Here is a 24,672-nt window from a genome sequence, read left to right as displayed (position 1 = left end):
AGTTGCAACTGGATGGAAATTTCTGAACCCAAACAAAAGTCGCGTGTACCACTCGAAAAACACTGTGGGTTTACTATCAAGCACTCTTTGCACAATGGATATCTAAAATGTCCCGCCGTGGGCTGGACGGCGGGACAAGGGTACCCTGCCTCGGGATGGGGCTCGTTCAGGCAAGGAACCTAAACAGAAACGCTCGCATTACACAGCAAGGGCTGCCTTCAGATTGAGGAATGGGCCTGGCGGGTTGTCGGCAGTAAAGGTGCCGAGTTCTACGACCTCTCCGGCATCGGCGACCTGAACTTCGTCATGGCGCAGTTCGCATTCGCCGCCGGCAAAATGAAGCGCGGCCTCGCAGCTGCGGAATAGGCCGCCGATCCGCTCCTCGCGGTCATGCACCACCCACCAGCCGTGGTGATCGCGGCCCACCGTAAAGCGCGGCAATGATGTCGAACAGGATCGTTGGAGACCCACGGAACCCATTTCATTCTCCTTTGCAGACAGGTTCACAATCGATGACGCAGACCACCATTCGTGGCGGCTGCGACAGCGGATAGAAAAGGAATTTCAGTCGAAAGCCCGACCAGCGACAGCGCGTTGCGCAATCCCGGCAGGTTCTGCTCTTCCATCGGCAGGAGGGGCAAGCGAACCTCCGGCGAAATGCCAAAGACATAGGCCAGGGCCTGCTTCAGCACCGAGACGGGATGATCGATACGCATGGTATCGAGCAAAGGTTGAAGCCTTGTCTGAAGCCCCCTCGCGGCCTGAATATTAGCACCATTGGCGGCGTGCTGCAGCGATACGGCCAGACGCGGGGCGACATTGGCAACCCACGAAAAACAACCGGTGGCGCCGATCATAAGAGAAGCCAGATCACCACGGTCATCGCCGCGATAGAGGGCAAACCGGCTGCGCGCAGCTGCGGACATCGCGAACGCACAGGCATGATCGGGCGATACATCGACAAGTCCTGCAACATTCGGCAGGTCGGCGATCCGCTCCACCAACGGCGCCCCGAGAGAGATCGCCGTCGCCGACGGACGATTCAGCACCAGAACCGGCAGACGTGCAGCGCCGGAAACAGTTGCAACGTGCTGGTACACCCCTTCCTGACAGGGCTTGTTGTAATAAGGCGTTACGAGAAGTGCACCATCGGCGCGCAGCCGCCGGGCCTGCTCCACCCACGCAAGCGCCTTTGTCGTGGCGTTTGTCATGATGCCGACGAGGATAGGCACGCGCCCCCGTGCCACCTCAATGGCAGCGGAAAGGACGGCTTCGCGTTCGCTCTCGGAAAGGCAGTGGCTTTCGCTTGCTTCTCCGCAAACGAGCAATCCTTCGATGCCGGACTGGATCTGCCATTCGATCAGAAGATTGAGGCCCGTCCTGTCCAGTTCGCCGCCTCTCAAGGGCGTAACGAGATCAACGATCGTGCCGGAAAAATTCGATGGATACATGACCATGTCTCCATCAGCCCCCTGAACGGGATAAGGCCAAGCGGATGCGGCGAAGCCAGAGTTGCACGCTCAGATGCGCGCGCGCCTTCCGGTTCGGCGCGCGATCACCACGGGCAACGTGTTTGGGCGGAGTGAAGCAGGGCAGAAGATCCTGCGGGTGAAAAATGCTTGGCCTGTACATCGTCGTTTCCCTCTTGGGCTTGACGATGAGAAAGCTAAACTTCAACGCATCATGTTTCGATTTGGAAGTCGCCCATTGCGCATAAAGATTTCCTAAAGATCCGCATTCAGAAGCAGATGCGGTTGTCCAGTTCGGAAAACGGCTGGACACCCGACAACAGCGCACGGGCTTCCGCCTCATCCTGCTTCATCTGCGCAACCAGTGGATCAAGCCCGTCGAATTTGAGTTCCGGCCTCAGATAGCCGAAGAAGGACACAGAGCAGACTTCGCCATACAGGCTGCCGGAAAAATCGAAGACGAAGGTCTCCAGAAGCGGCGCGCCGTTTTCGGTCACGGTCGGGCGGCGGCCATAGCTGGCAACGCCGTCATGCAGCGAACCATCCGGACGACGGAAGCGCACGGCGTAAATGCCTGCCCTCAGCTGGGATTCCGGCGCCAGCATCATGTTGGCGGTCGGATACCCCAAAGTGCGCCCCAGTTTCTCACCGCCGATGATTTCGGCTTCCACCGTGTAGCGATAGCCGAGGAGACCGGCAGCTGCCACCACGTCGCCCTCTGCCAGATCCTCGCGGATACGGCTGGAGGAGACCACCTCGGCATTCTCATCGCGGAAGGCGTCGATCAGCGATACGTCGAAACCATAGTTGCGACCCGCTTCCATGAGATAGGCGGGACCGCCCTCGCGGCCTTTGCCGAAATGAAAGTCAAAGCCGGTGACGACGGCGCTTGCCCCCAGCCATTCCACCAGAATGGAGCGGACGAAATCCTCGGCGCTGCGCCCGGAAAATTCGCGATCAAAAGGGTATTCGATCACGGAGCGGAACCCCATCGCTTCCAGCAGCCGCGCCTTCAGCGGCGCAGGTGTCAGCCGAAAGACCGGCTTTTCCGGATTGAAGACAGTGCGTGGATGCGGTTCAAAGGTCAGCACCAGCGCCGGAACGCCGCGCTCTTCCGCCAAAGCCAATGCCCGCCCCAGCACGCTGCGATGGCCGCGATGCACGCCATCGAAATTGCCGATCGCCACCACGCCGCCCTTCAGCTCAGTGGGCAGCGCTTCCTTCTTCTCATTGCGGTGGAATACGGTCATGGATCAGGTTCCGTTAGGCCAGACGCGGCATCCACCACTTGGGTGTTGCGCCTTCGCGCTTCAGATAGGCGTTCAGGATCGCTTCGTCCGTTTCGCCATTGATCGTGTATTCCGCCGCATGGATACCGCCGCTGACATAGAGCAGGTCGAGGCCGTAGCCGAGAGCGCCCTTCACATCGGTGGGCATGCCGTCGCCGATCGCGATGATCTTGGAATGGTCGATGGCAGTACCACGCACGGCAGCGGCTTCGGCAAGTGCTGCCTCGTAGATCGGCTTGTGCGGCTTGCCGGCAATGCGCGTCTTGCCGCCCAGATCTTCGTAATAGGCGGCTACTGCCCCGGCACAGGGGATCATGCGATGGCCGCGCTCGACAATGAGATCGGGATTGGCGCAGATGAAGGGCAGGTCGCGTGCCACAAAGGCGGTCAGCATATCGTGATAATCTTCCGGCACTTCCTTCTCGTCATCGAAGAAACCGGTGCAGACGATGGATTCGGCTTCGTCGGCCGCAACGCGCACGACATCCAGCCCTTCCAGCAGCGGCAGGTCGCGATCCGGGCCGAGCAGGAAAACCTTTTTCGGACCTTCCGCAATCAGCTTGCGCGTGACGTCGCCTGACGTAACGATCCGGTCATAGGCGCTGTCCGGTACGCCAAGTGCGCGAAGCTGCTCAATGACACCGGGTGCGGGACGCGGCGAATTGGTAATCAGCACCACGGAGGTGCCACGTGCACGGGCTTCCGACAGTGCAATGCCGGCCGCCGGAAAGGCATCGACCCCATTGTGCAGGACGCCCCATACGTCGGACAGAATGAGATCATAGCCTTGTGTGATCTCGCCAAGCGTCTGGATGCGTCGTGCCATGGAATCTGCCACCTACTGAATTGACTGGCGCTGACATGGCAAAGCTCGACGTAGATGGCAAGGAGATTTGCCGCGGCGCATCACGTTTTGCCGTGTCAGAGGCCCAAGAGGTGCAGCAACAGCCCCGCCGCCGCGGTCATCGCCAACACCTTTACCATGCCCACCTTCAGCCGCAGCAAGAGGAGCGCAGATACGGCAAACAAGGCCAGCGCCGCGATATTCAGGCTTGCGGGCAATGGCCAGGAAATGCCCGGCGCCGCCTCGCCGCCGAAGAAGGCCAGATGCCGCACCTCGGCGAACAGCACATGCAGGCCGAACCACAGCGCCAGGTTGGCGATGACGCCGACGACGGCGGCGGTGATGGCGGAAAGTGCTGCGGACAAAGACGCGTTGCCGCGCAGTCGCTCGATATAGGGCGCGCCGGCGAAGATCCAGATGAAGCTCGGCACGAAGGTCGCCCAGGCGGTGAGCAGCGAACCGAGAATGCCACCGAGAACCGGATCGATGCCCGGCACGGTGCGATACCCCACCATGAAGCCGACGAAGGAGAGAACCAGCACCAGCGGTCCCGGCGTGGTCTCGGCCAGCGCCAGCCCATCCAGCATCTCGCCGGGCTTCAGCCAGTGATACTGTGCCACCGCCACCTGCGCGACGTAGGCCAGCACGGCATAGGCACCGCCAAAGGTGACCAGCGCCATCTGCGAGAAGAAGGCGAACATGGAGGAGAGTCCTCCGCCGCCGCCGAGCAGCCAGAGGATCAGCAGCGGCAATTGCCAGACCGCGACCCAGAACAGCAACGAGGCGAGCGATTGCAGCAGCGGCGGACGATCAACAGCTGGTGTTTGCGCGGCCGTCTTCTCCACCCCGCTTCGCCGAGCGCGCAGATAACCCGCCACGCCTGCCCCCAGCACCACCAGCGGAAATGGCAGGGCAAGAACGAAAAGGGCGATGAAGGCCAGCACGGCAATCGCGCGTAAAAAGGGTGTCTTCAAGGTCTTGGCAGCCAGGCGGACCACCGCCTGCAGCACGATGGAGAGAACCGCAGCCTTGAGCCCGAAGAACAGGCCGTTCAGCCAGGATGCATCCTGATGAAGCGCATAGGCCGCTGAGAGTGCGATAATCACCGCCAGCCCCGGCAGCACGAAAAGCAGGCCTGCCACGATACCGCCACGGACCCCGTGCAATAACCAGCCCGCATAGGTGGCCAGTTGCTGCGCCTCCGGACCGGGCAGAAGCATGCAATAGTTCAGCGCATGCAGAAAACGTTCCTCGGAAAGCCAGCGCCGCTCCTCCACCAGGGCCCGGTGCATCATGGCGATCTGTCCCGCCGGACCACCGAACCCAAGCAGGCCGACGCGGGCGAACACCTTCGTCATCTCGGCAAACGAAGGCATGGTCTCCGGCGCCGCCTCGCCCGTTAACGATAGGCGCGAAGAAGGTTCCGCGGACCGAAGAATTTTTTGGGCCATCTTCTTGACTCGTCCACCCGGCGATCTTATCTCGAAACTGTTAGCACTCGCGATGCTTGAGTGCTAACGATAGGGAGACGGGCCTCTTCAAACCCGTCAAGGTCATTTGATCGAGGGATTAGACAATGGCAAGCACCAATTTCCGCCCGCTTCACGACCGCGTCGTCGTTCGTCGCGTTGAGTCCGAAGCCAAGACCAAGGGCGGCATCATCATTCCGGACACCGCCAAGGAAAAGCCGCAGGAAGGCGAAATCGTCGCCGTCGGCACCGGCGCGCGTGACGAATCCGGCAAGGTCGTTGCACTCGACGTCAAGGTCGGTGATCGCGTTCTGTTCGGCAAGTGGTCGGGCACGGAAGTAAAGCTCGACGGCGAAGACCTTCTGATCATGAAGGAAGCCGACATCATGGGTATCATCGGCTGATTTCAGTCGAACTTCATCCATCACAGATTGAACGACAGTAGGCTCTAACGCCTCAAGGAGTTTTAAAATGGCTGCTAAAGAAGTCAAATTCGGCCGCACCGCGCGCGAAAAGATGCTGCGTGGCGTCGACATTCTCGCTGATGCCGTCAAGGTAACGCTCGGCCCGAAGGGTCGTAACGTTGTTATCGACAAGTCCTTCGGCGCTCCGCGCATCACCAAGGACGGCGTATCGGTTGCCAAGGAAATCGAACTGGAAGACAAGTTCGAAAACATGGGCGCCCAGATGGTCCGCGAAGTTGCTTCGAAGACCAACGACATCGCAGGCGACGGCACCACCACCGCAACCGTTCTTGCCCAGGCAATCGTTCGCGAAGGCCAGAAGGCTGTTGCTGCCGGCATGAACCCGATGGACCTGAAGCGCGGTATCGACCTCGCTGTTGCAGAAGTCGTCAAGGACCTGCAGGCAAAGGCCAAGAAGATCAACACCTCCGAGGAAGTTGCTCAGGTCGGTACGATCTCCGCTAACGGCGACACGCAGGTCGGCAAGGACATTGCCGAAGCCATGCAGAAGGTCGGCAACGAAGGCGTCATCACCGTCGAAGAAGCCAAGACCGCTGAAACCGAGCTGGAAGTCGTCGAAGGCATGCAGTTCGACCGCGGCTACCTCTCGCCCTACTTCGTCACCAATCCGGAAAAGATGGTTGCTGACCTGGACGACGCTTTCATTCTCCTGCACGAGAAGAAGCTCTCCAACCTGCAGGCCATGCTGCCGGTTCTCGAAGCCGTCGTACAGACCGGCAAGCCGCTCCTCATCATCGCTGAAGACGTCGAAGGCGAAGCTCTTGCAACGCTCGTCGTCAACAAGCTGCGTGGCGGCCTGAAGATTGCTGCCGTCAAGGCTCCGGGCTTCGGCGATCGCCGCAAGGCCATGCTGGAAGACATCGCGATCCTGACCGGCGGTACCGTGATCTCCGAAGATCTCGGCATCAAGCTCGAAAACGTCACCCTTGACATGCTGGGCCGTTCCAAGAAGGTTTCGATCTCCAAGGAAAACACCACGATCGTTGACGGCGCTGGCGCCAAGGCCGACATCGAAGGCCGCGTTGCCCAGATCAAGGCTCAGATCGAAGAAACCACGTCTGACTACGACCGCGAAAAGCTGCAGGAACGTCTTGCCAAGCTCGCTGGCGGCGTTGCCGTGATCCGCGTTGGCGGTGCAACGGAAGTCGAAGTGAAGGAGCGCAAGGACCGTATCGACGACGCTCTGAACGCAACCCGCGCTGCTGTTCAGGAAGGCATCGTACCGGGCGGTGGTACCGCTCTGCTGCGTTCTTCCACGAAGATCACCGCCAAGGGCGCAAACGACGACCAGGAAGCTGGCATCAACATCGTTCGCCGCGCTCTGCAGGCTCTGGTTCGCCAGATCGCAGACAACGCCGGTGACGAAGCTTCGATCGTTGTTGGCAAGATCCTCGAAAAGAACGACGACAACTTCGGCTACAACGCTCAGACCTCTGAGTATGGCGACATGATCGCCATGGGTATCGTTGACCCGGTCAAGGTTGTTCGCACCGCTCTGCAGAACGCTGCCTCGGTTGCTTCGCTGCTGATCACGACGGAAGCCATGATCGCCGAACTGCCGAAGAAGGATGCTCCTGCTATGCCGGCTGGCGGCATGGGCGGCATGGGTGGCATGGACTTCTAAGTCCAGCCTTCCGGCACCTTATATGCGAAGGGCGGCCCTCTGGTCGCCCTTTTTGCGTTTGCGGTTTGATTATGATGCGGCGGATGCCCGCAAGGCAGCCAGCGTCAGTTCCGCAGCCTTGGCGTGAACCGCAGCTCGGTCAACTCCGGGCGCGTCTGCCCAATAAACACTGTTGGAGCGAATGGCTGTCTCCGTGCCCACAGGCAGCAGCGTATAATGGCCCACATCTTTTCCCAGGCTGATAAGATGGCTATTGGGCAGATGACCGTTCAGCCAGGCGGAGCACAGATCATACGGCGCTTCCGTATCGGCCTCGCCGCAGAGGAGCGTGACGGGCAGGCGAATATCCCGCAGACTTCTCTCCGTGAAGCCGCGCACCGGCGGCGCTGGCGCAATAGCGATAACGGTCCGCACCCGCTCATCCCGATAGCTTTGCGACTGCCTTTCCCAGGAGGCACGGAACACGGCGCTGGAGGACAGCAGCGGTTCGATCTGCGCGGCCAGATCCGGCATTTCCTGCGGGCCGCTGGTGGAGGGATGCTCGTTGACGAAGGCCAGCATCCGATCCGTCTCCGTGATGGCGCCTGCCAGCACCAGCGCCGTATAGCCGCCCAAGGAGAAGCCTGCGGCCGATACGTTATCGAGATCCAGCCGTCCGGCAAATGCCCCCTCTTCCGCCAGTCGGTCCAGCAGAACGGTGAGATCCCGCGCCCTTTCCCACCAGCAGAGAAAACCTTCCGGTCGATAGGCTTCGACGCCTGTATTGCCGTGGTGATCGATACCGAGAACCACATAGCCCTGCTCTGCGAGCGATGACGCCAGCCAGCCGAGGCCGGAAGCCGAACCGCCCGTACCGTGCGAGATCAGCACCACCGGATAGCGATTGGCTTCCGCAGACAGAGGCACCTCCGGTGCCAACAGCCCAAGGGAATAGAGAGCCCTGCCCGGCGGAATGGTGATTTCCGTCGTCGGGCTGTCAGGTGCAGCAGGATACCAGGCCGACCACCGCAACGGGCGCGGCCCATCGCCGGTCCAATTTGGCCGCGCCTCGTCCAGCAGAAGCCCCGTTCGGAAACCTACTCTCTTATTGACCATCCATCTTCCCCAGCAAAGTGATGCCGGGACGATAGGAAAATTCAGGGCGTAATTTCAATGCCTACAGCAGCTTGCTCCAATATCTTGGCGCCGACGAGAACTTCCGTTCCGGCAAGCCCGGTGGAGCAAAACAAGGTGATGTCTTCCCTTTGCCGATGGGCGAAGGCGTCCGATGCAATCGATCCGGCGAGATCGACAACACGCTGCATGGCAGACGTGCCGGTCAGGAAAAACGGCTTCGGGTATGCAAGCATTTGCTCCGATGAGTCCGTCGCAATGAGTGAGGCGGAGATACCAACATCCACCGGCAGCTCGTGCGCATCGATGCTTTTGGGCCCGACAGTATTGATGTGTGCTCCGGGTTTCAGCCACGCCGCCTCAATCACGGGAAAGCTGCTGGAGGTGGCGCAGATCACGATGTCGCTCGATTCTACTGCGTGGCGAGCGGTCTCCACAGCAACCACGGGGATGCCCAGGCGTTCCTGCATGTCATGAGCGAATGACAGCCTATTCGTTTGATTTCGACTGTAGACATAGGCAAGTTCAATGTCTCGGACACACGCCGCTGCCTCCAATTGATTCCTCGCCTGCAGCCCGCTGCCAATGACACCGACGATCCGCGCATCGGCGCGCGCCAAATGGCGGATGGCAACGCCACCAATCGCGCCAGTGCGAAGCGCTCCAAGTTTCGTTCCAATGAATAGCCCGAGAATCGAACCAACGTGAACGTCCCACACCGCAACGATTTGCTCGTCCCGCTCGCTATTGAATGTCGTATAGGCCCTGAAACCTGCGACGGGTGCTGCGCCTCCGTCCAATCCGCCGGCAGTAAAGACTAAGCTGCCAGCGCTACCTATGGCGACTGGATGCCTCGGCGGCGATGTCAATGCCCCATTTCGGCGATAGTCGAGCGCCATTTCAACGGCTTCGATCGCGATAGTGACGAGAGACATATCCTGTATATCGCTGTCTGTAATCAGTCTTACCATGTCGCGTCCTCCAGTTGGGACAACACGGTGGCACCTCAAGTGTAGTTGAGGTCAAGATGGTGATGCGCGCAGTTTGTTCATAAAAAATGAACGATCTGTCTTCTGTCGTTCATCTTTTCTACTGCGGAGATCCGGCGCATATTCAGCTCCAGAGATTAACGCCTCCCACGGCACTTTCTGGAGTTTGCCCCCATGTCCAACACCAATAATGCAGTTCTGCTGCTCGTTCGCATCCTGCTCTCCTTCATCTTCATCCTGTCCGGCTTCGGCAAGCTGACCGATCCGTCGGCAACTGCCGGCATGATCACCGGCGCTGGCCTGCCGGCTGCAACGGCACTGGCCTACCTCGCAGGCCTGTTTGAGCTCGTCACCGGCCTTGCTGTTCTCGTTGGCTTCCAGGTCAAGATCGTCGGTTGGGCGCTCGCCGCCTTCTGTGTCTTCACCGGCGCGGTCTTCCATTCCGGTACCGTTGCCGTTCCCGGCTGGCCGGATGCTGCTCTCGGCTGGATCAACACGCTGAACCAGATCATGATGATGAAGAACTTCACGCTGGCTGGCGCTTACATCCTGCTCGCCACCGTTGGCGCCGGCGCCTTCTCGCTAGACGCCCGCCGCAGCCCGGCACCGGTTCTGGCATAAACAAGACAGTCCCTGCCCCCAAGGCGCATGTGAAAGCCCGCTGGCGCAATCCGGCGGGCTTTCTGTTGCCGCTTTTCTCACGCAAACAGCGGTGGTGCCCAGCACAGGCTTTCAGCCGCCAATCTCTTCGATGATCGCGTTCAGCCCGCCGAGATCGGCAATCTCGCGAAAGCGCGGGGCTTCCGACGGCTTCTCCACATGCTCCAGCACCCAGGTCAGCGCGTGCGGCACGAACACGCCCCAGGCGCCGGCGGCAATGGCGGGCACGATGTCTGACTTCAGCGAGTTGCCCACCATCATGGCGCGCTCCGGCCCATCGCCATAACGGGAGAAAATCCGGCGATAGGTGGTGGCCGTCTTGTCCGAGACGATCTCGACGGCATCGAAGAAATCGCCGAGCCCCGATTGTGCCAGCTTCCGCTCCTGGTCGAACAGGTCTCCCTTGGTGATCAGCACCAGGAAATAATGACCGCGCAGCGCCTCCAGCGTTTCCCGCGCTCGCGGTAGGCATTCCACCGGATGCGACAGCAGTTCGCGCCCGATGCCGAGGATTTCGCGGATGACGGAGGAGGGCGCGCGGCCCTCGGTGACATCCAGCGCCGTCTCGATCATCGAGAGCGTGAAGCCTTTGATGCCGAAGCCATAATGGGCAAGGTTGCGCTTTTCCGCCTCCAGCAGCCGTTCGGACACATGCTCGCCCTCGGCATAATCCGCCAGCAGTTCGCGGAACTGTGCTTCCGTCAGTCTGTAATACTGTTCGTTCTGCCAGAGCGTATCGTCGGCATCGAAGCCGATCACGGTCAGCGGGCGAAGGGTCATGGCGAAACCTCCCTGTGTATTCCGCCTGATAATTTATTCGCCATGCCGGGCAAAGCAATGTCCGGCAAAGCAATGGCCCGCAAGGCAGGCCATTGCCGATCGCTGGACTACTTGCCGTTCTTGGCCAGCCAGTCCTGCATCACCTTGATCTCGGCTTCCTGCGCCTTGATCACATCCTCGGCGATCTTTCTGATAGCCGGATCGGTGCCATGCGCCAGCTCGACCTTCGCCATGTCGATGGCGCCCTGATGATGCGGGATCATGGAGCGCACGAAGTCAGCATCCGTCTTGCCGCTGTACTTGATCATCATGTCCTTGTGCATCTTCGCATTGGCCTCTTCGAAGCCCTTGGTGGATGCCGTCTGGCCATGGGCGGCATGGCCTTGCATCGGCATTTTCATCTCTTCAGCCAGCGCATGGGTGGAGAGAACAGGCGTGATGAAAAGCGCAGCCGTCAGGCCCGCCGCAAGAGTGGTCTTGAAAGTCATGGGGTTCTTCCCGTGTTTGACGATGTAAAAGGATATGAGACGACCGCGAAGCGGTCGGACCGGATCGTCAGGCTCGGGGTGGCGGCGCGATGGGGCGCGGTATCGTATCCAGCAGAGGCTCCGCAGGCATTGGACCGGGATAGCTGGCAGCAATCGGCTTGCCGTCTGCCATAACGAGATCCGGAACCAGTGACATGCAGGCCGCGCAGAAGCTCATGGCGCAACTGGTCTTGACCGGCTTCTTGTCGCAATCGGGACAGTGAGTCTTTGCCTGTCCGTCCATGTGCATATGGGCTTCATGCCCCTCATGCGGCATCGCTTCCATGCTGGCATGAGCCATCGGCATTGCCCCGGACATGGCCCCAGGAATGGCGTCAGGCAGGGGCAGCGCAAGCGCCGGCATCAGCCCCTGAAAGAGCCAGGCAAGAACAGCCATGAGAAAAGCAATGCGGCGCATGCGAGCTAATCTATGGTGCCTTGCGGGAATGTCGAATGAAATTCCGTTAACCTGCGATCACCCGGTGGATGGCGGTGTGGTTCGGGCCTTCTTCTCCGAACGGCACGACAGGCCAATCCCATTCGGCTCCGTGCGGCGGCGGCTCGACACCCGCCAGCAGGTCCGCCTGCTCCTGCACCTGGCCGGCGCGGTCCCGTACCTCATAGGAAATGTCCGTCAGCAGGCAGGCTTTGCAGGAAAGGTTCGAAAGACCTTCCAGATGCGCGCGAATGATCTGAGGCAGAATGCGGTTGCTTTCCGGCTCCCTGTTCAGGGCCTTGAGCCGATAGGGAGCCTCGACGCCGATCTGGGAGAGAATGTTGGCGGAGATGACGAGATCGAGATAGGGCACCTGCCGCAGAAAGGAGAGCGGCTCCACCGGCGCACCCGCCAGAGCCTCGTCAAGGCCGGAGAGATCGCGGCTGATCAGCCGCACGTTCTTCAGCCGCTTGGCGGCAAGCCAGGTTCGCACGCTGGCAAGATGCACCAGATCGACCAGCACGACGGTATCGAAGGCCTGCGACAGTTCCACAATCGGCACGTCGCGTAGCAGGCCGGAGCCGAGAACGACGACCGTCCGCCGCTGCCGCAGTGTGCTGTGGCTTTCCAGCACATGCTTATGGCAGTTTTTCTCGTGCGCCGCCCAAGCTTTCCGGCATCTGTTGGCCCGCGACCATAGCCGTATGGAGGAGGCAATGGCGGGCCTGAACGCCGGTGGCGTCACGGCCCAGCTGGCGGTGTAGTTGAGAGCTTCGGGGATCAACGATAGATCTCGCGACGATGGCCGATCTCGACGACCAGCACGATCAATTTCTGGTCCTTGATCTCGCAGATAATGCGGTAATCTCCCACCTTGTAGCGCCACAAATGAGCAAATTCGGTGCCCTTCATGGCAAGGCCTGCGTCACGCGCGTTCGCCAGCGGTGCAACACGGTTTTCCAGATAGTCGATAATCCGTTGTGCGGCGGGCTTGCCGAGCTTGGCAAGCTGCTTTTTGGCCTTGGCGTCGATCTCAATCGTCCAGGCCAAGTTCGCTCTTCACTTCTTCCAGGGTGTAGGTTCTGCTTTCGCCGCGCGCGCGCGCCTCCAGCACCTCCTTGGCACGCTCAAAGAAATAGGCGTCTTCAAGCTTTTCCTCGATCAGGTCGAGAATAAAGGTGTCCAGCTCTGCGCCAGCCTCTGTCGCGCGTTTCAGCGCCAGGCGATGCATGTTTTCCGGCATGTCCAATGTGACGCGCTTGTTCATGGCTTGGCCCTTTTCGTTTGTGGCAATATACCACCCGGCATGCCTCTTCACCAGCCTTAACCCTTGCCGCTTCTGGCTTCATCCTCTAAGAAACCGCTCGAAAATCCGGCCTTTGTGACGGGTCGGTGGCAAGGAAGATCATCATGAGCGACAAGCAGAAGAAACAGCAGAAACTGAAGGCCCGCCTGCCGCGCGGCTTTGTCGATCGCACTGCCACTGACATCCATGCCACCAACGAGATGGTCGCAAAGATCCGCGAGGTCTATGAGCGCTACGGCTTCGACCCGATCGAAACGCCGATGTTCGAATATACCGATGCGCTGGGCAAGTTCCTGCCCGACAGCGACCGCCCCAACGAAGGCGTGTTTTCGCTGACGGATGATGACGACCAGTGGATGTCGCTGCGCTATGACCTGACGGCGCCGCTCGCCCGTCACGTGGCGGAGAACTTCAACGAAATCCAGCTGCCCTACCGCACCTATCGCGCCGGTTACGTGTTCCGCAACGAGAAGCCGGGTCCGGGTCGCTTCCGCCAGTTCATGCAGTTCGATGCGGACTCGGTCGGCGCACCGGGCGTGAATGCCGATGCGGAAATGTGCATGATGATGGCCGATACGCTGGAGGCGCTCGGTATCAAGCGCGGTGACTATGTGATCCGCGTCAACAACCGCAAGGTTCTCGATGGCGTGATGGAAGCCATTGGCCTCGGCGGAGATGAGAATGCCGCCCGTCGTTTGAATGTGCTGCGGGCTATCGACAAGCTCGACAAGTTTGGCCCGGAAGGTGTGCGCCTGCTGCTCGGCGAAGGCCGCAAGGACGAGAGCGGTGATTTCACCAAGGGCGCGGGGCTGAACGAGGAGCAGATCCAGAAGGTCCTGTTCTTTGTGGGTATCAAGAACTATGCGGAGAGCGCGGCAGAGCTGGCAGAACTGGTTGCCGGCACGTCCAAGGGCGCTGAAGGCGTCGAGGAGCTCAATACCATCGGCGCGCTGGTCACCGGAGCCGGCTACGATGCCTCCCGCATCAAGATCGACCCGTCCGTCGTCCGCGGCCTCGAATACTACACCGGCCCGGTCTACGAAGCCGAACTCACCTTTGACGTCACCAATGAGAAGGGCGAGAAGGTTGTCTTTGGCTCGGTCGGCGGTGGTGGTCGTTATGACGGCCTCGTGTCGCGCTTCATGGGCCAGCCGGTTCCGGCCACGGGCTTTTCCATCGGCGTCTCGCGCCTGATGACGGCCTTGAAGAACCTCGGCAAGCTGGGCCAGGACGAAATCCTGGCGCCGGTTCTGGTCACCGTCATGGATGGCGATGTCGAGGCCATGGGTCGCTACCAGCGCTTTACGCAAGGCTTGCGCAACGAAGGCATCCGCGCCGAAATGTACCAGGGCAACTGGAAGAAGTTCGGCAACCAGCTGAAATATGCCGACCGTCGCGGCTCGCCCATCGCCATCATCCAGGGCGGCGATGAGCGGGCTCAAGGCGTCGTGCAGATCAAGGATCTGATCGAGGGTAAGCGCCTGTCCGGTGAAATCACCGACAACACCGAATGGCGCGAGGCCCGCGTGGCGCAGGTTGTTGTGCCGGAAGCGGAACTGGTGGAGAAGGTCAAGGAAATCCTCGAACAGCAGGCGGAAGACCGCCGCCGGGCAAAGGGTGTTTGATCCCATGCCTGTGGTTTGCCCCCCTCTGCCCTGCCGGTTTTTTGGGTCGAGCCACGCGTCTCGACCCGTCCTTCGGACCCCACCACAAGGGGGGAGATCGACTCGTGGCGAGCGCCGCATACTCCCGCTGATCTCCCCCCTTGAGGGGGAGATGTCACGAAGTGACAGAGGGGGGTGTTTCCCAGGAGGTAAACTGTCATGCCCCTGATTGACATGCCGGATTTTGCCGATGACCTGCTGTCCCTGTTCCGTGAGCTGAAGACGGAGCGGGTGGACACGCCTGTCATCCAGCCCGCCGAACCCTTTCTCGACATGGCGGGCGAAGACCTGCGGCGGCGGATTTTCCTCACCGAAAGCGAAACGGGCGTCAGCCTGTGCCTGCGTCCGGAATTCACCATTCCCGTCTGCCTTCGCCATATCGAAAGCGCCACTGGCACGCCGAAGCGCTATGCCTATCTCGGCCAGGTGTTTCGCCAGCGCCGTGGCGGTGCCAACGAGTTCTATCAGGCGGGCATCGAGGATCTCGGCGACAAGGATGTGGCAAGCGCCGATGCGCGCGCCGTGGCCGATGCGCTTGCCTGCCTGCAGAAGGTTTTGCCCGCCCGCGCCTTTGCCGTGACGATTGGCGATCAGGCGGTGTTCGAGGCTGTCGTTGCGGCGCTGGGCTTGCCCACCGGCTGGCAGCGGCGTCTTGTGCGCGCCTTTGGCCAGACGGATGTGCTGGAGGCGATGATTGCCCGCCTTGCCCGGCCTGAAGCCATGGCCGGTCTGCCGGCGGAAGTCGAGGCGCTGCTGGAAGCGGGCGATGATGCGGCGCTTGTTGCCCATGTCAGCGCCGAGATGGAGCGCACCGGCTATCTCACCAATGCCAGCCGCGCGCCTGACGAAATCGTCCGGCGGCTGAAGGAAAAGCGGGTGCTGGCGGGTGCTTCGCTGGATGCGACCAAGCTCGATGCGTTGAAGGAGTTTTTGTCGCTGAATGTCAGCCTGCGTTATGCGCCGGGCGTGCTGGCGGATTTCGCCAAGGCCGCCAACCTGCCGCTGGAGGCCGCGATCGCCGGTTTCGATGCGCGTGTGGCCGCCTTTGCCAATGCGGGCGCTTCGCTTGCGGATATCACCTGGCGGGCCGCCTTTGGCCGTCCGCTGGATTATTACACCGGTCTCGTCTTCGAGATCACCGAGCGCGGCGGCCATGACGTGCTGATTGGTGGTGGCCGCTTCGACCGCATGATGACCCTGCTCGGCGCAAAGGATCACATTCCCGCCGTTGGTTTTTCCATGTGGCTGGATCGCATTGAAAAGGCAAAGGAGGCTCAGCGATGACGATTACCATTGCAGTGCCCTCCAAGGGCCGCATCAAGGAAGATGCCGCCGCCGTGTTTGAACGCGCGGGCCTCACCATGGTTTCGGTCGGCAATGACCGTTCCTATCGCGGCCGGATCGAAGGTCTTGATGGCGTCGAAGTCGCCTATCTCTCGGCCTCCGAGATCGCCCGCGAGCTGGCGAGTGGCACGGTGGATTTTGGCGTCACAGGCGAAGACCTGGTGCGCGAGGGCATGGCTGACGTCGACGCGCGCGTGGAATTCTGCGCCCGTCTCGGCTTCGGCGGCGCCGATGTCGTGGTGGCCGTGCCGGAGATCTGGCTGGATGTGGAAACCATGGCCGATCTCGGCGATGTCGCGGCGGAGTTTCGTGCACGCCATGGCCGCCGTCTGGCGATCGCCACCAAATACTGGCGGCTGACCCAGCAGCATTTTTCCTCACAGCACGGTATCCAGCTTTATCGCATCGTGGAAAGTCTGGGCGCCACGGAAGGCGCACCGGCGGCCGGTCAGGCGGATATCATCGTCGACATCACCTCGACAGGTTCGACGCTGAAGGCCAATCACCTGAAGGTGCTGCGCGACGGTATCATCCTTAAATCGGAAGCTTGCCTCGTGCGGGCGAGAAAGCCGGAGCATGAGGGCGATATGAACGTGGCGAAGATCATCGAGGCCGTGCGCGGCGCGGTGTGAGTTTTGCGCTGACTGGACCTTGCGCCCTTCATCTCTAAGTGGGGATTTTAACCTTTATCCAGCGGGGTAACGGCTGCGATAGCGATGGTGGGATCGACACACGTACCCATTCCACCTCATCAATCAGTGAATGTTTTATGAACTGCCATCCCCACCCGCAAGATCAATTGCACTCATAGATTTATTTTGATGCATCTTATATGCAACTTATAGGAGGATCAGAAATGGTTGCAATCACATTTGCAGGATATGGTGTGTGGGAAAAAACAAAAGACGCCACAAGTGAAATCAAGAAAGCATATGCTGGCGGCCAACGTAAATTCCTTGCAACAAATGACTGGGTAGGTGACCCTGCAGCTGGAGAACGCAAGTATCTTTACATCGTCTGGGACGGCGGTGGCTTTACTACGTCGGGTGTTGTGGGCGAGAACGACGACCGAGGCGTTGATCTACCCTAATATAAAAATTCAAATGAGTTAAGCTTAAATGGCGAATTCAACTGGCATGCGATTAACAAAAGATCTGATAATCGCATGCGCCTCTTTTTAGAAGACGGGTTGTCCTCGCAGAAGGTCTAATCATGCCAAATCAGAGGGCACGAACCGGCCTTAAGACCGCGGCACGCAGCCGATCCACCTCCGGCTGGCACATGCAGCCTTCCAGATGATCGTTCACCAGGCCCATGGCCTGCATGAAGGCATAGACGGTGGTGGGGCCCACGAATGTCCAGCCGCGCTTCTTGAGATCCTTGGAAAGCCGAATGGAAACCGCCGTGGTGGGGTTGGCCCGCAATGTTGCGAGATCCATGACCGCCGGGCGTTCCTCCGGCTTCGGTTCCCAGGACCAGAAATAGCGGGCGAGTGAGCCGAATTCGTCACGAAGCGCCACCGCACGGCTGGCATTGTTGATGGTGGAGACAATCTTGCCGCGATGGCGGATGATGCCGGCGTCTGCCACCAGGCGCTCCACATTCGCCTCGTCGAACAGCGCAACCTTGTCGAAATCGAAACCCGCAAAGGCAGCACGGAAATTTTCGCGCTTGCGCAGGATCGTCAGCCACGAGAGACCGGACTGAAAGCCTTCCAGGCAGATCTTTTCGAACAGCCTGATATCATCCGTCACTGGACGGCCCCATTCCTCATCATGATAGCGGCGATAGTCTTCCAGATCCTGATGCCAGGAACAGCGCCACTGACCATCCGGTCCCTCGATCAACCCTGCCCGATCCCCTGCCTGATCCATTGTGCCCGAATCCCCCTGCAGCCTGTAGAGACCGGGCTTTATCAGCTATCAACCATATTTCAAAACCGGCGATTAACCCTGAGAAAAGGTTTACGCGAAAGGCCGCATTGTAACGCTTCGGCGTTTACCATTCGCTGGTCACTTCCCGCGCAGGTTCCAAAGTCAAATGCCAGTTGTGCAAAGCGTTTGATGAGATGGAGCCCCCGATGAAGAAAATCCTGCTGCTGACCGCCGCCCTTAGCAGTCTGTGCTGCGGCCACGCCATGGCCCAAGACCGTTATCAGGAGCGTCCGCCGGTTATCGTGAGCCCAGACCTCGCCGCACCGTGGATCATGCAGTTGGGTGGGAATGTGCGCACGCCGCAAGGCTATGCGGTGCAGCCGGCGCAGCCGCGCGCCTATTATCGCCCGCAGGCCGCCTATCAGCCGCGTGTAGCGCCTGCCCTTCAGCCGGTCTATGCTGCGCCTCGCACGCAATCAACGCAGATCCGTCCGGCACAACCGGCGCCGAGGGCTCCGGTCCAGCAGGCCTCCATGCAGCGCCTGCCTGTCATCAAGGGTCAGGTCGAGCCGCAATTTCTGCCGCAAATGGTAAGCTACGACAGCAAGTACGAGCCGGGCACGATCGTCATCGATACCAACAACCGTTTCCTCTATCTCGTGATGGATAACGGCCAGGCCAAGCGCTACGGCGTTGGCGTCGGCAAGCCGGGCTTTGAATGGGCGGGCACGCATACCGTCACCCGTAAGGCGGAGTGGCCGGACTGGCATCCGCCGAAGGAAATGATCGAGCGCGAGGCCGCCAAGGGTCATTTTCTGCCGGTCTCCATGCCAGGCGGCGAGGAAAACCCGCTGGGCGCCCGCGCCATGTATCTCGGCTCCACCCTTTACCGGATCCACGGCACCAATGCCCCCTGGACCATCGGCAGCGCAGTATCATCGGGCTGCATCCGCATGCGCAACGAGGACGTGATCGACCTCTACGGACGCGTGAAGGTTGGTACAAAGGTCATCGTCATATAGTAATAAGGCCACAGACACCGGTTTTCCGGCAATGAAATGGCTGAATTGACGCCCAACCGGCTTGGGCGTCTCTTGCCTAATATAATGTTTCATGGAACCTCAACACACGGAAACAAACGTGCTTCGGGGGAATGCATGAAACTGGGAACAACGTTGTTTGCTGCGCTGGTGTCTGCCACGGCATTGTTGGCAACCGTTGAAAGCGCAAGCGCCTTCACGCGCACCGAACAGGCGGAAGACGATTCTGTGAGAGCCGTGCGGCCATCCCGCCAGCGGGAACCGGCCGAACAGTTTCAGCGCCGCGTGGTGCGCCTTGCCACCAATGAAGCCCCCGGCACGATCATCGTCGATACCAACAACAAGTTCCTTTATTTCGTAGAAGGTAACAACCGCGCGACCCGCTACGGCGTGGGCGTCGGCCGCGAAGGCTTCGGCTGGTCGGGAATCGTGAATATCGGGCGCAAGGAAGAATGGCCGTCCTGGCGCCCCCCGGCAGAGATGCGCCGTCGCGAAGCCGCTAAGGGGCATATGCTGCCGGTGGTGCAGGAAGGCGGCGAGGACAATCCGCTCGGTGCCCGCGCCATGTATCTCTATCGCAATGGCCACGACACCATCTTCCGCATTCACGGCACCAACCAGCCCTGGACGATCGGGCTCAACATGTCGTCCGGCTGCATCCGCATGATGAATAAGGATGTGGAACATCTCTATTCCCGCGCATCCATCGGCACCAAGGTCATCGTTGTCGGCCCCGGCAACAAGCAGGGCAAGGTCGCCTATGAGGACAATGGCATCGATATCCTTCGCACCATCTTCGGCGGGTAACGGTCGCTCCCAACCGTCATCAGCCTGTTATCCATCCGCGCGTAGTCTGCGGGCAAACTGTTCGAGGCACATCATGAATCGCAATTTCGCACTTACCGCCGCTATTGCAGCCCTCTGTCTTTCCACTTCGGCGGCGATGGCCGGGGATTTCGAAATCTCCGGTTACGGCGGCATCCAGTCCGCCGTCGGCAGCCATGTCGACATGTCCGACCAGCCGGATTTCCACGCGGACTGGGAAGGCAAGTCCTTCAGCTCTCCGCCCTATTGGGGCGTTCGCGGCACCTACTGGTTTACCGATGGCTCCTGGAAAGATCTCGGCATCTCGCTGGATTACAGCCATGACAAGGTCTACGCGACCAAGAGCACCATGGCGCGCGCCGGCTTCTCGCACTTCGAATTCACCGATGGCTTGAACTTGCTGACGCTCAATGCGCTCTATCGCTTCCCGATCGAGAACTCGCCGCTGGTGCCCTATATCGGCGCCGGTATCGGCATCAACGTGCCGCATGTGGAAGTCACCCGTCCCTCGGGCAAGACCTTCGAATACCAGTTCGGCGGTGCGACCCTGCAGGCACAGGCCGGTGTCGCCTATCGCGTGACGGACAACTGGTCGGCCTTCCTGGAATACAAGGGCACCTATTCCTTCATCGATACCGACATCGACCATGGCGGCACGCTGAAGACGAACATCATGACGAACGCCGTGAACTTCGGTGTGTCCTACAAGTTCTGATCGCGATTGATCGGATGCTATTTGTAAGGCGGTCTTCGGGCCGCCTTATGCTTTTGCGGCAAATCCTTCCGGCTTGGGGCCGCCATAGGCCCAGTCCAGCAGTTCCACCGTATGCAGAATGGGGATCGCCGTTCCCGAGCCGATCTGGGTCATGCAGCCGATATTGCCCGTTGCGATCACGTCCGCTTTCGTGGCTTCGATATTGCGCACCTTGCGGGCCTTCAGCTGAGCCGAGATGTCCGGCTGCAGGATGTTATAGGTGCCGGCCGAGCCACAACAGAGATGGCCCTCCGCCGGATCCCGCACAGTGAACCCGGCATTCTTCAGCAGCAGCTTCGGGGCCATGGTAATCTTCTGGCCATGCTGCATGGAGCAGGCGGAATGATAGGCGACCGTCAGACCCTTCGTCTCCTGACGCGGCAGGTCGAGGCTTGCCAGATATTCGGTGATATCCTTGGCAAGCGCTGAAACCCGTGCCGCCTTATCTGCATAGGCAGGATCAAGCCGCAGCATATGGCCGTAATCCTTGATGGTCGTGCCGCAGCCGGAGGCGGTGATGATGATGGCATCCAGGCCGCCCGCTTCGATCTGGCGCGTCCAGGCGTCCACGTTCCGGCGTGCAAAATCCAGTGCCTGCTCCTCGCGGCCCATATGATGCACCAAGGCACCACAGCAGCCCTCACCCTCCACGGGCGCGATCTCCACTCCCAACCGGTTCAGAAGGCGCACGGTCGCGGCATTGATGCCGGGATGAAGCACGGACTGGGCGCAGCCGGACAGGATCGCCACACGCCCCCGCCGCACGGCAGAAACGGGCGCGGCGGAAACCGTCTGCCTGGCCGCCGGCACATGTTCAGGCGCCAGCGCCAGCATGGCGCCGAGCGGCTTCAGCGTGTCGAACTTGCCGATCAACGGGGCGAAGGGTTTGCCCAGCTTCGCCAGCCGCAGGGCAGCGCGAAAGCGCGCGGGATAGGGCAGAACCGCCGCCAGCACGGCGCGGATCAGCCGGTCGATCAGCGGGCGGCGATAGGTGTTTTCAATATGGATGCGGGCGTGGTCCACCAGATGCATGTAATCCACGCCAGACGGACAGGTGGTGGTACAGGACAGGCAGGACAGGCAGCGATCGATGTGCTTCACCACCTGCGCATCGGCCGGGCGGCTGTTCTCCAGCATGTCCTTGATCAGATAGATACGCCCACGCGGACTATCGAGCTCGTTTCCCAGCGTCACATAGGTGGGACAGGTCGCGGTGCAGAAACCGCAATGCACGCATTTGCGCAGGATCTTTTCCGATTCCGCGACCTGCGGGTCTGCCAACTGTTCGGGGGTGAAGGAGGTTTGCATAGTTATTGCCCTGCCATACGGCCAGGCGCGAATATGCCCGCCGGATCGATTTGATGCTTGATGCGGGCGGAAAGGGCGGCAATGGCACTGGGCTGCGGCTCGAAGGCCGCCGTCTCGGCCCGCATGGCCGTGGATGCCCGCACCAGCGTGGCATGGCCCCCACCATGGGCGTGGACGAAGTGACGGATCATTTCACCTTCCGGCTCGGCCTCCATCCGCATCCAGATCAAGCCGCCCTGCCAATCGTAATAGGCATCGATGGCGGCGTGCTGGCGGAGATCCGCAACAATCTGATAGCCGGCGCTGGGCGCCACGGAGACGCGCCAGACCGGCTTTTCAGTGCAATCGGCAAAAGGATGCACATCGCGAATTTCCCGCCAGAGCACGGCGCTCACATCAGCATCCAGCCGCTCGGTCGGCGCTATTCTGTCAAATACAGCTTCCAGCTTCGCCATTCGCACGGCTACCGAGGCGGCAAGTCCTTCGAGCCGCAGCACGGTGGCTGCGCCATCCGCCATACCGGAGCCGATGAATTTGCTCCTGACACTTTCCGGCAGATGGGCGGCACCCGACACTTCGACGGGCATGGCCATGGCCGCAGCCATGGCGCGAACGGCTTCCGCATCATCAAGGCCAACGAGAATCATTGTCGCTTCCGTCTGCGGGCGCGGCAACACCCGAAAGGTTACTTCTGTCATGAGGCCGAGCGTGCCGTGTGATCCCGCCATCAGCTTCACCAGATCGAGCCCGGTCACATTCTTCATGACCCGCCCGCCAGCCCGGACGGTTTCGCCTCGACCATTGATGAAGCGAACGCCGAGCAGGCTGTCACGGGCGGCACCGGCGGTGAAGCGCCGGGGGCCGGAAGCATTGGTGGCAAAGGCGCCGCCAATCGTCGGCTCACCCAAGGTGCCCATGATGGCCCGGTGATCGATCGGCTCGAATGCCATCATCTGCCCATTTTCGACCAGCGCCTCCTCGATCTCCAGGAGATGCGTGCCGGCCCTGGCCGTTATGACCATTTCCGCCGGATTATAGGCGACAATGCCGGAAAGGCCCGCGGTCCGCAGGCTACAGGCCGGGACGGTGGCCTTGCCGAAGCCGGAGCGCGTATTGCCACCGGCAATGGCGATGGAGCGACCGCTCCCGGCTGCGGCGCGCACCATTTCCGCAGCCTCATCCTCATGCGCAGGAACCAAAAGAGCATTCATGCGGCAGGGCGTCCTTCCAGCGGGAAGACCTTCGAAGGATTCAGCAGCCATTGCGGATCGAATGCCGCGCGCACCGCCATCTGCTGCGAGAGATCCACCTCGGCATATTGATGGCGCATCAGGTCTCGTTTCTCGATACCGACACCGTGCTCGCCTGTCAGGCAGCCGCCGGCATCCACGCAAAGCTTCAGAATTTCATTGCCCGCTTCTTCTGCCTTCGCGGCCTCAACGGGGTCATTGGCGTTGAACAGGATCAGCGGATGCATGTTGCCATCGCCGGCATGGAAGACATTGGCAACGCGAAGCCCATAGCTTTCAACGATCTCACCCGTCCGCCGCAGCACGTAGGACAACTGGCTGAGCGGCACCGTGCCATCCATGCAGATATAGTCCGCAATGCGTCCAGTGGCACCGAAAGCGGATTTGCGCCCCTTCCAGATCAGCGCGGCTTCCGTTGCAGATTGACACTTGCGCACGGTCTTGACCTCGTGACGGCGGGCGATGGTGACGATGCTGGCCAGCATGTCGTCCATTTCCGCCTCCGATCCTTCTACCTCGACGATCAACAACGCCCCCACATCCAGCGGATAGCCAGCGCCTGCAAAGGCCTCGCAGATCTCGATGGCCGGCTTATCCATGAACTCGATCGCGACCGGAATGATCCCGGCAGCAATGATATCGCTGACGCAGGACCCGGCATGTTCGGATGTTTCAAAGCCGAATAGCACGGGCCGCGCCCCTTCCGGCTTTGCCAGAAGACGCACCGTCGCTTCGGTCACAATGCCAAGCTGGCCTTCGGAGCCACAAATCAGCCCCAGCAGGTCATAGCCGCCACTGTCCAGGTACTTGCCGCCCAAGTCGATAACCGTGCCATCCATCAGCACCATCTTCACGCCCAGGAGATTGTTGGTGGTCACACCGTATTTCAGACAGTGTGCTCCTCCGGAATTCATGCCGATATTGCCGCCGATGGTGCAGGCAAGCTGGGAACTCGGGTCAGGCGCATAGAAGAAGCCCTCCGGCGAGACGGTTTCGGAAATGGACAGGTTGGTGACGCCGGCCTGCACGGTTGCCGTTCGATTGAAGAGGTCCACCTCCAGGATCTTCGACATGCGCGACAAACCGATCACCACGGCATCCTCCTGCGGGATCGCGCCGCCGCTGAGCGATGTGCCGGCTCCGCGCGGCACGACCGGAATGCCATAGCGCTGACAATATTTGAGTGTAGTAGAGACTTGCGCCGTATTGCGCGGCAAGGCGACGGCCAAAGGCAGACGCCGGTAAGATACGAAGGCATCCGTCTCAAAGGGAACCAGTTCGCGCGGCTCATGGATCAAGCCGTCTGCGCCCAGAACCTCCAACAGATCGCCAATGATGGTTTCGCGACGCTGCAGGACCGCTGCACGTGGCTGAAGAAACTCGATTTTTTCGGACACAGGCATCCTCCCGCACGTCGTTACGAACTGTCTCACACATGACCATGCCCTATCAAGGCGGGGCTAAGCGGGATGATCTGACGAAAGTTGAGGCTCACAAGAAAATTCTAAAGAGTTAAGGGTGGAGCAACCAGAAGCAGGTAGATTAGTTTGAACACAGAAAAATGAGCGCAATTACGCATGATGTCGCAATTGAACAGCTGTGCAAACGCATTATCTGTTATG

General features: G+C 60.4%; 27 protein-coding genes. 10 read left to right on the top strand and 17 right to left on the bottom strand.

Annotated features, from left to right (window positions below):
* Positions 1 to 198: 198 nt before the first annotated feature.
* The 5 genes from Q2T52_RS03585 to chrA all read right to left on the bottom strand — a co-directional run bounded on the left by Q2T52_RS03585 (position 199) and on the right by chrA (position 4,978).
* Positions 199 to 480 (bottom strand): hypothetical protein, encoded by a 282-nt coding sequence (locus tag Q2T52_RS03585; protein WP_302075295.1) that lies wholly within the window; start codon positions 478 to 480, stop codon positions 199 to 201.
* Between the two features lie 23 nt (positions 481 to 503).
* Entirely contained in the window at positions 504 to 1,451 is a 948-nt protein-coding gene (locus tag Q2T52_RS03580; RefSeq protein WP_302075294.1) for a dihydrodipicolinate synthase family protein, read from the bottom strand.
* A 287-nt stretch (positions 1,452 to 1,738) separates the two neighbouring features.
* Positions 1,739 to 2,719: a bifunctional riboflavin kinase/FAD synthetase gene (locus Q2T52_RS03575; RefSeq protein WP_302075293.1), complete on the bottom strand. Its 981-nt coding sequence runs from the start codon at positions 2,717 to 2,719 to the stop codon at positions 1,739 to 1,741.
* Positions 2,720 to 2,732: 13 nt separating this feature from the next.
* Positions 2,733 to 3,584, bottom strand: coding sequence for a TIGR01459 family HAD-type hydrolase (locus Q2T52_RS03570; RefSeq protein ID WP_302075292.1), 852 nt, complete (start codon positions 3,582 to 3,584; stop codon positions 2,733 to 2,735).
* A gap of 95 nt (positions 3,585 to 3,679) precedes the next feature.
* A complete protein-coding gene (gene chrA, locus Q2T52_RS03565; RefSeq protein WP_302075291.1) occupies positions 3,680 to 4,978 on the bottom strand; it encodes a chromate efflux transporter in 1,299 nt (432 codons plus the stop codon).
* A 200-nt stretch (positions 4,979 to 5,178) separates the two neighbouring features.
* On the opposite strand from chrA, the gene groES reads away from it, so the two are divergent.
* Positions 5,179 to 5,475 (top strand): co-chaperone GroES, encoded by a 297-nt coding sequence (groES, locus tag Q2T52_RS03560; RefSeq protein WP_302075290.1) that lies wholly within the window; start codon positions 5,179 to 5,181, stop codon positions 5,473 to 5,475.
* A 67-nt stretch (positions 5,476 to 5,542) separates the two neighbouring features.
* The gene (groL, locus tag Q2T52_RS03555; protein ID WP_302075289.1) at positions 5,543 to 7,180 is read left to right on the top strand and encodes a chaperonin GroEL; all 1,638 of its coding nucleotides are present in this window, start codon (positions 5,543 to 5,545) and stop codon (positions 7,178 to 7,180) included.
* Between the two features lie 69 nt (positions 7,181 to 7,249).
* On the opposite strand, the gene Q2T52_RS03550 is transcribed toward groL, so the two are convergent.
* Both Q2T52_RS03550 and Q2T52_RS03545 read right to left on the bottom strand, forming a co-directional pair.
* Positions 7,250 to 8,275 carry an alpha/beta hydrolase family protein gene (locus Q2T52_RS03550; protein WP_302075288.1) on the bottom strand — a complete coding sequence of 342 codons (1,026 nt, stop codon included), beginning with the start codon at positions 8,273 to 8,275 and terminating at the stop codon, positions 7,250 to 7,252.
* Positions 8,276 to 8,316: 41 nt separating this feature from the next.
* The gene (locus tag Q2T52_RS03545) at positions 8,317 to 9,264 is read right to left on the bottom strand and encodes an ornithine cyclodeaminase family protein (protein WP_302075287.1); all 948 of its coding nucleotides are present in this window, start codon (positions 9,262 to 9,264) and stop codon (positions 8,317 to 8,319) included.
* A gap of 192 nt (positions 9,265 to 9,456) precedes the next feature.
* Between Q2T52_RS03545 and Q2T52_RS03540 the strand changes: the two genes are divergently transcribed.
* Positions 9,457 to 9,903 (top strand): DoxX family protein, encoded by a 447-nt coding sequence (locus Q2T52_RS03540; protein WP_302075286.1) that lies wholly within the window; start codon positions 9,457 to 9,459, stop codon positions 9,901 to 9,903.
* 111 nt (positions 9,904 to 10,014) lie between these two features.
* Here Q2T52_RS03540 and Q2T52_RS03535 read toward each other — a convergent pair whose 3' ends face one another.
* The 6 genes from Q2T52_RS03535 to Q2T52_RS03510 all read right to left on the bottom strand — a co-directional run bounded on the left by Q2T52_RS03535 (position 10,015) and on the right by Q2T52_RS03510 (position 12,952).
* Positions 10,015 to 10,722, bottom strand: coding sequence for an HAD family hydrolase (locus tag Q2T52_RS03535; RefSeq protein ID WP_302075285.1), 708 nt, complete (start codon positions 10,720 to 10,722; stop codon positions 10,015 to 10,017).
* Positions 10,723 to 10,829: 107 nt separating this feature from the next.
* The gene (copM, locus tag Q2T52_RS03530; protein ID WP_302075284.1) at positions 10,830 to 11,210 is read right to left on the bottom strand and encodes a CopM family metallochaperone; all 381 of its coding nucleotides are present in this window, start codon (positions 11,208 to 11,210) and stop codon (positions 10,830 to 10,832) included.
* 67 nt (positions 11,211 to 11,277) lie between these two features.
* Entirely contained in the window at positions 11,278 to 11,667 is a 390-nt protein-coding gene (locus Q2T52_RS03525) for a hypothetical protein (RefSeq protein ID WP_302075283.1), read from the bottom strand.
* A 46-nt stretch (positions 11,668 to 11,713) separates the two neighbouring features.
* On the bottom strand, positions 11,714 to 12,469 hold the full coding sequence (locus Q2T52_RS03520) for a hypothetical protein (protein ID WP_302075282.1): 756 nt from the start codon (positions 12,467 to 12,469) through the stop codon (positions 11,714 to 11,716).
* A complete protein-coding gene (locus Q2T52_RS03515; RefSeq protein ID WP_302075281.1) occupies positions 12,466 to 12,735 on the bottom strand; it encodes a type II toxin-antitoxin system RelE family toxin in 270 nt (89 codons plus the stop codon). The genes Q2T52_RS03520 and Q2T52_RS03515 overlap by 4 nt, the downstream gene beginning before the upstream one ends.
* Complete coding sequence (locus Q2T52_RS03510; RefSeq protein ID WP_302075280.1) at positions 12,719 to 12,952, bottom strand: DUF6290 family protein; 234 nt, start codon at positions 12,950 to 12,952, stop codon at positions 12,719 to 12,721. The genes Q2T52_RS03515 and Q2T52_RS03510 overlap by 17 nt, the downstream gene beginning before the upstream one ends.
* 143 nt (positions 12,953 to 13,095) lie before the next feature.
* On the opposite strand from Q2T52_RS03510, the gene hisS reads away from it, so the two are divergent.
* The 4 genes from hisS (at position 13,096) to Q2T52_RS03490 (ending at position 17,089) form a co-directional block, all read left to right on the top strand.
* Positions 13,096 to 14,616: a histidine--tRNA ligase gene (gene hisS / locus Q2T52_RS03505; protein WP_302075279.1), complete on the top strand. Its 1,521-nt coding sequence runs from the start codon at positions 13,096 to 13,098 to the stop codon at positions 14,614 to 14,616.
* 198 nt (positions 14,617 to 14,814) lie between these two features.
* Complete coding sequence (locus Q2T52_RS03500; protein WP_302075278.1) at positions 14,815 to 15,939, top strand: ATP phosphoribosyltransferase regulatory subunit; 1,125 nt, start codon at positions 14,815 to 14,817, stop codon at positions 15,937 to 15,939.
* Positions 15,936 to 16,631 carry an ATP phosphoribosyltransferase gene (gene hisG, locus Q2T52_RS03495; protein WP_302075277.1) on the top strand — a complete coding sequence of 232 codons (696 nt, stop codon included), beginning with the start codon at positions 15,936 to 15,938 and terminating at the stop codon, positions 16,629 to 16,631. The genes Q2T52_RS03500 and hisG overlap by 4 nt, the downstream gene beginning before the upstream one ends.
* Before the next feature lie 224 nt (positions 16,632 to 16,855).
* Positions 16,856 to 17,089 (top strand): hypothetical protein, encoded by a 234-nt coding sequence (locus Q2T52_RS03490; protein ID WP_302075276.1) that lies wholly within the window; start codon positions 16,856 to 16,858, stop codon positions 17,087 to 17,089.
* A 130-nt stretch (positions 17,090 to 17,219) separates the two neighbouring features.
* Here the strand turns inward: Q2T52_RS03490 and Q2T52_RS03485 are convergent, their stop codons facing one another.
* Positions 17,220 to 17,873 (bottom strand): DNA-3-methyladenine glycosylase I, encoded by a 654-nt coding sequence (locus tag Q2T52_RS03485; RefSeq protein WP_302075275.1) that lies wholly within the window; start codon positions 17,871 to 17,873, stop codon positions 17,220 to 17,222.
* 206 nt (positions 17,874 to 18,079) lie between these two features.
* On the opposite strand from Q2T52_RS03485, the gene Q2T52_RS03480 reads away from it, so the two are divergent.
* The 3 genes from Q2T52_RS03480 to Q2T52_RS03470 all read left to right on the top strand — a co-directional run bounded on the left by Q2T52_RS03480 (position 18,080) and on the right by Q2T52_RS03470 (position 20,453).
* Positions 18,080 to 18,895 (top strand): L,D-transpeptidase, encoded by an 816-nt coding sequence (locus tag Q2T52_RS03480; RefSeq protein WP_302075274.1) that lies wholly within the window; start codon positions 18,080 to 18,082, stop codon positions 18,893 to 18,895.
* A gap of 135 nt (positions 18,896 to 19,030) precedes the next feature.
* Entirely contained in the window at positions 19,031 to 19,720 is a 690-nt protein-coding gene (locus Q2T52_RS03475) for a L,D-transpeptidase (RefSeq protein ID WP_302075273.1), read from the top strand.
* Between the two features lie 73 nt (positions 19,721 to 19,793).
* Positions 19,794 to 20,453 (top strand): outer membrane protein, encoded by a 660-nt coding sequence (locus Q2T52_RS03470; protein WP_302075272.1) that lies wholly within the window; start codon positions 19,794 to 19,796, stop codon positions 20,451 to 20,453.
* A 45-nt stretch (positions 20,454 to 20,498) separates the two neighbouring features.
* Here the strand turns inward: Q2T52_RS03470 and glcF are convergent, their stop codons facing one another.
* Genes glcF through Q2T52_RS03455 form a run of 3 tightly spaced genes read right to left on the bottom strand, consistent with a single transcriptional unit; the run spans position 20,499 to position 24,447 of the window.
* On the bottom strand, positions 20,499 to 21,800 hold the full coding sequence (gene glcF, locus Q2T52_RS03465; protein ID WP_302075271.1) for a glycolate oxidase subunit GlcF: 1,302 nt from the start codon (positions 21,798 to 21,800) through the stop codon (positions 20,499 to 20,501).
* 2 nt (positions 21,801 to 21,802) lie between these two features.
* Entirely contained in the window at positions 21,803 to 23,011 is a 1,209-nt protein-coding gene (glcE, locus tag Q2T52_RS03460; protein WP_302075270.1) for a glycolate oxidase subunit GlcE, read from the bottom strand.
* The gene (locus tag Q2T52_RS03455) at positions 23,008 to 24,447 is read right to left on the bottom strand and encodes an FAD-binding oxidoreductase (RefSeq protein WP_302075269.1); all 1,440 of its coding nucleotides are present in this window, start codon (positions 24,445 to 24,447) and stop codon (positions 23,008 to 23,010) included. The genes glcE and Q2T52_RS03455 overlap by 4 nt, the downstream gene beginning before the upstream one ends.
* Positions 24,448 to 24,672 lie beyond the last annotated feature (225 nt).

Origin of the sequence: Rhizobium oryzicola (assembly GCF_030504645.1) — a bacterium.
GTDB classification, from domain to species: domain Bacteria; phylum Pseudomonadota; class Alphaproteobacteria; order Rhizobiales; family Rhizobiaceae; genus Neorhizobium; species Neorhizobium oryzicola.
The sequence above is the reverse complement of the archived record's forward strand: the minus strand, read 5'-3'. Positions and strand labels throughout refer to the sequence as shown.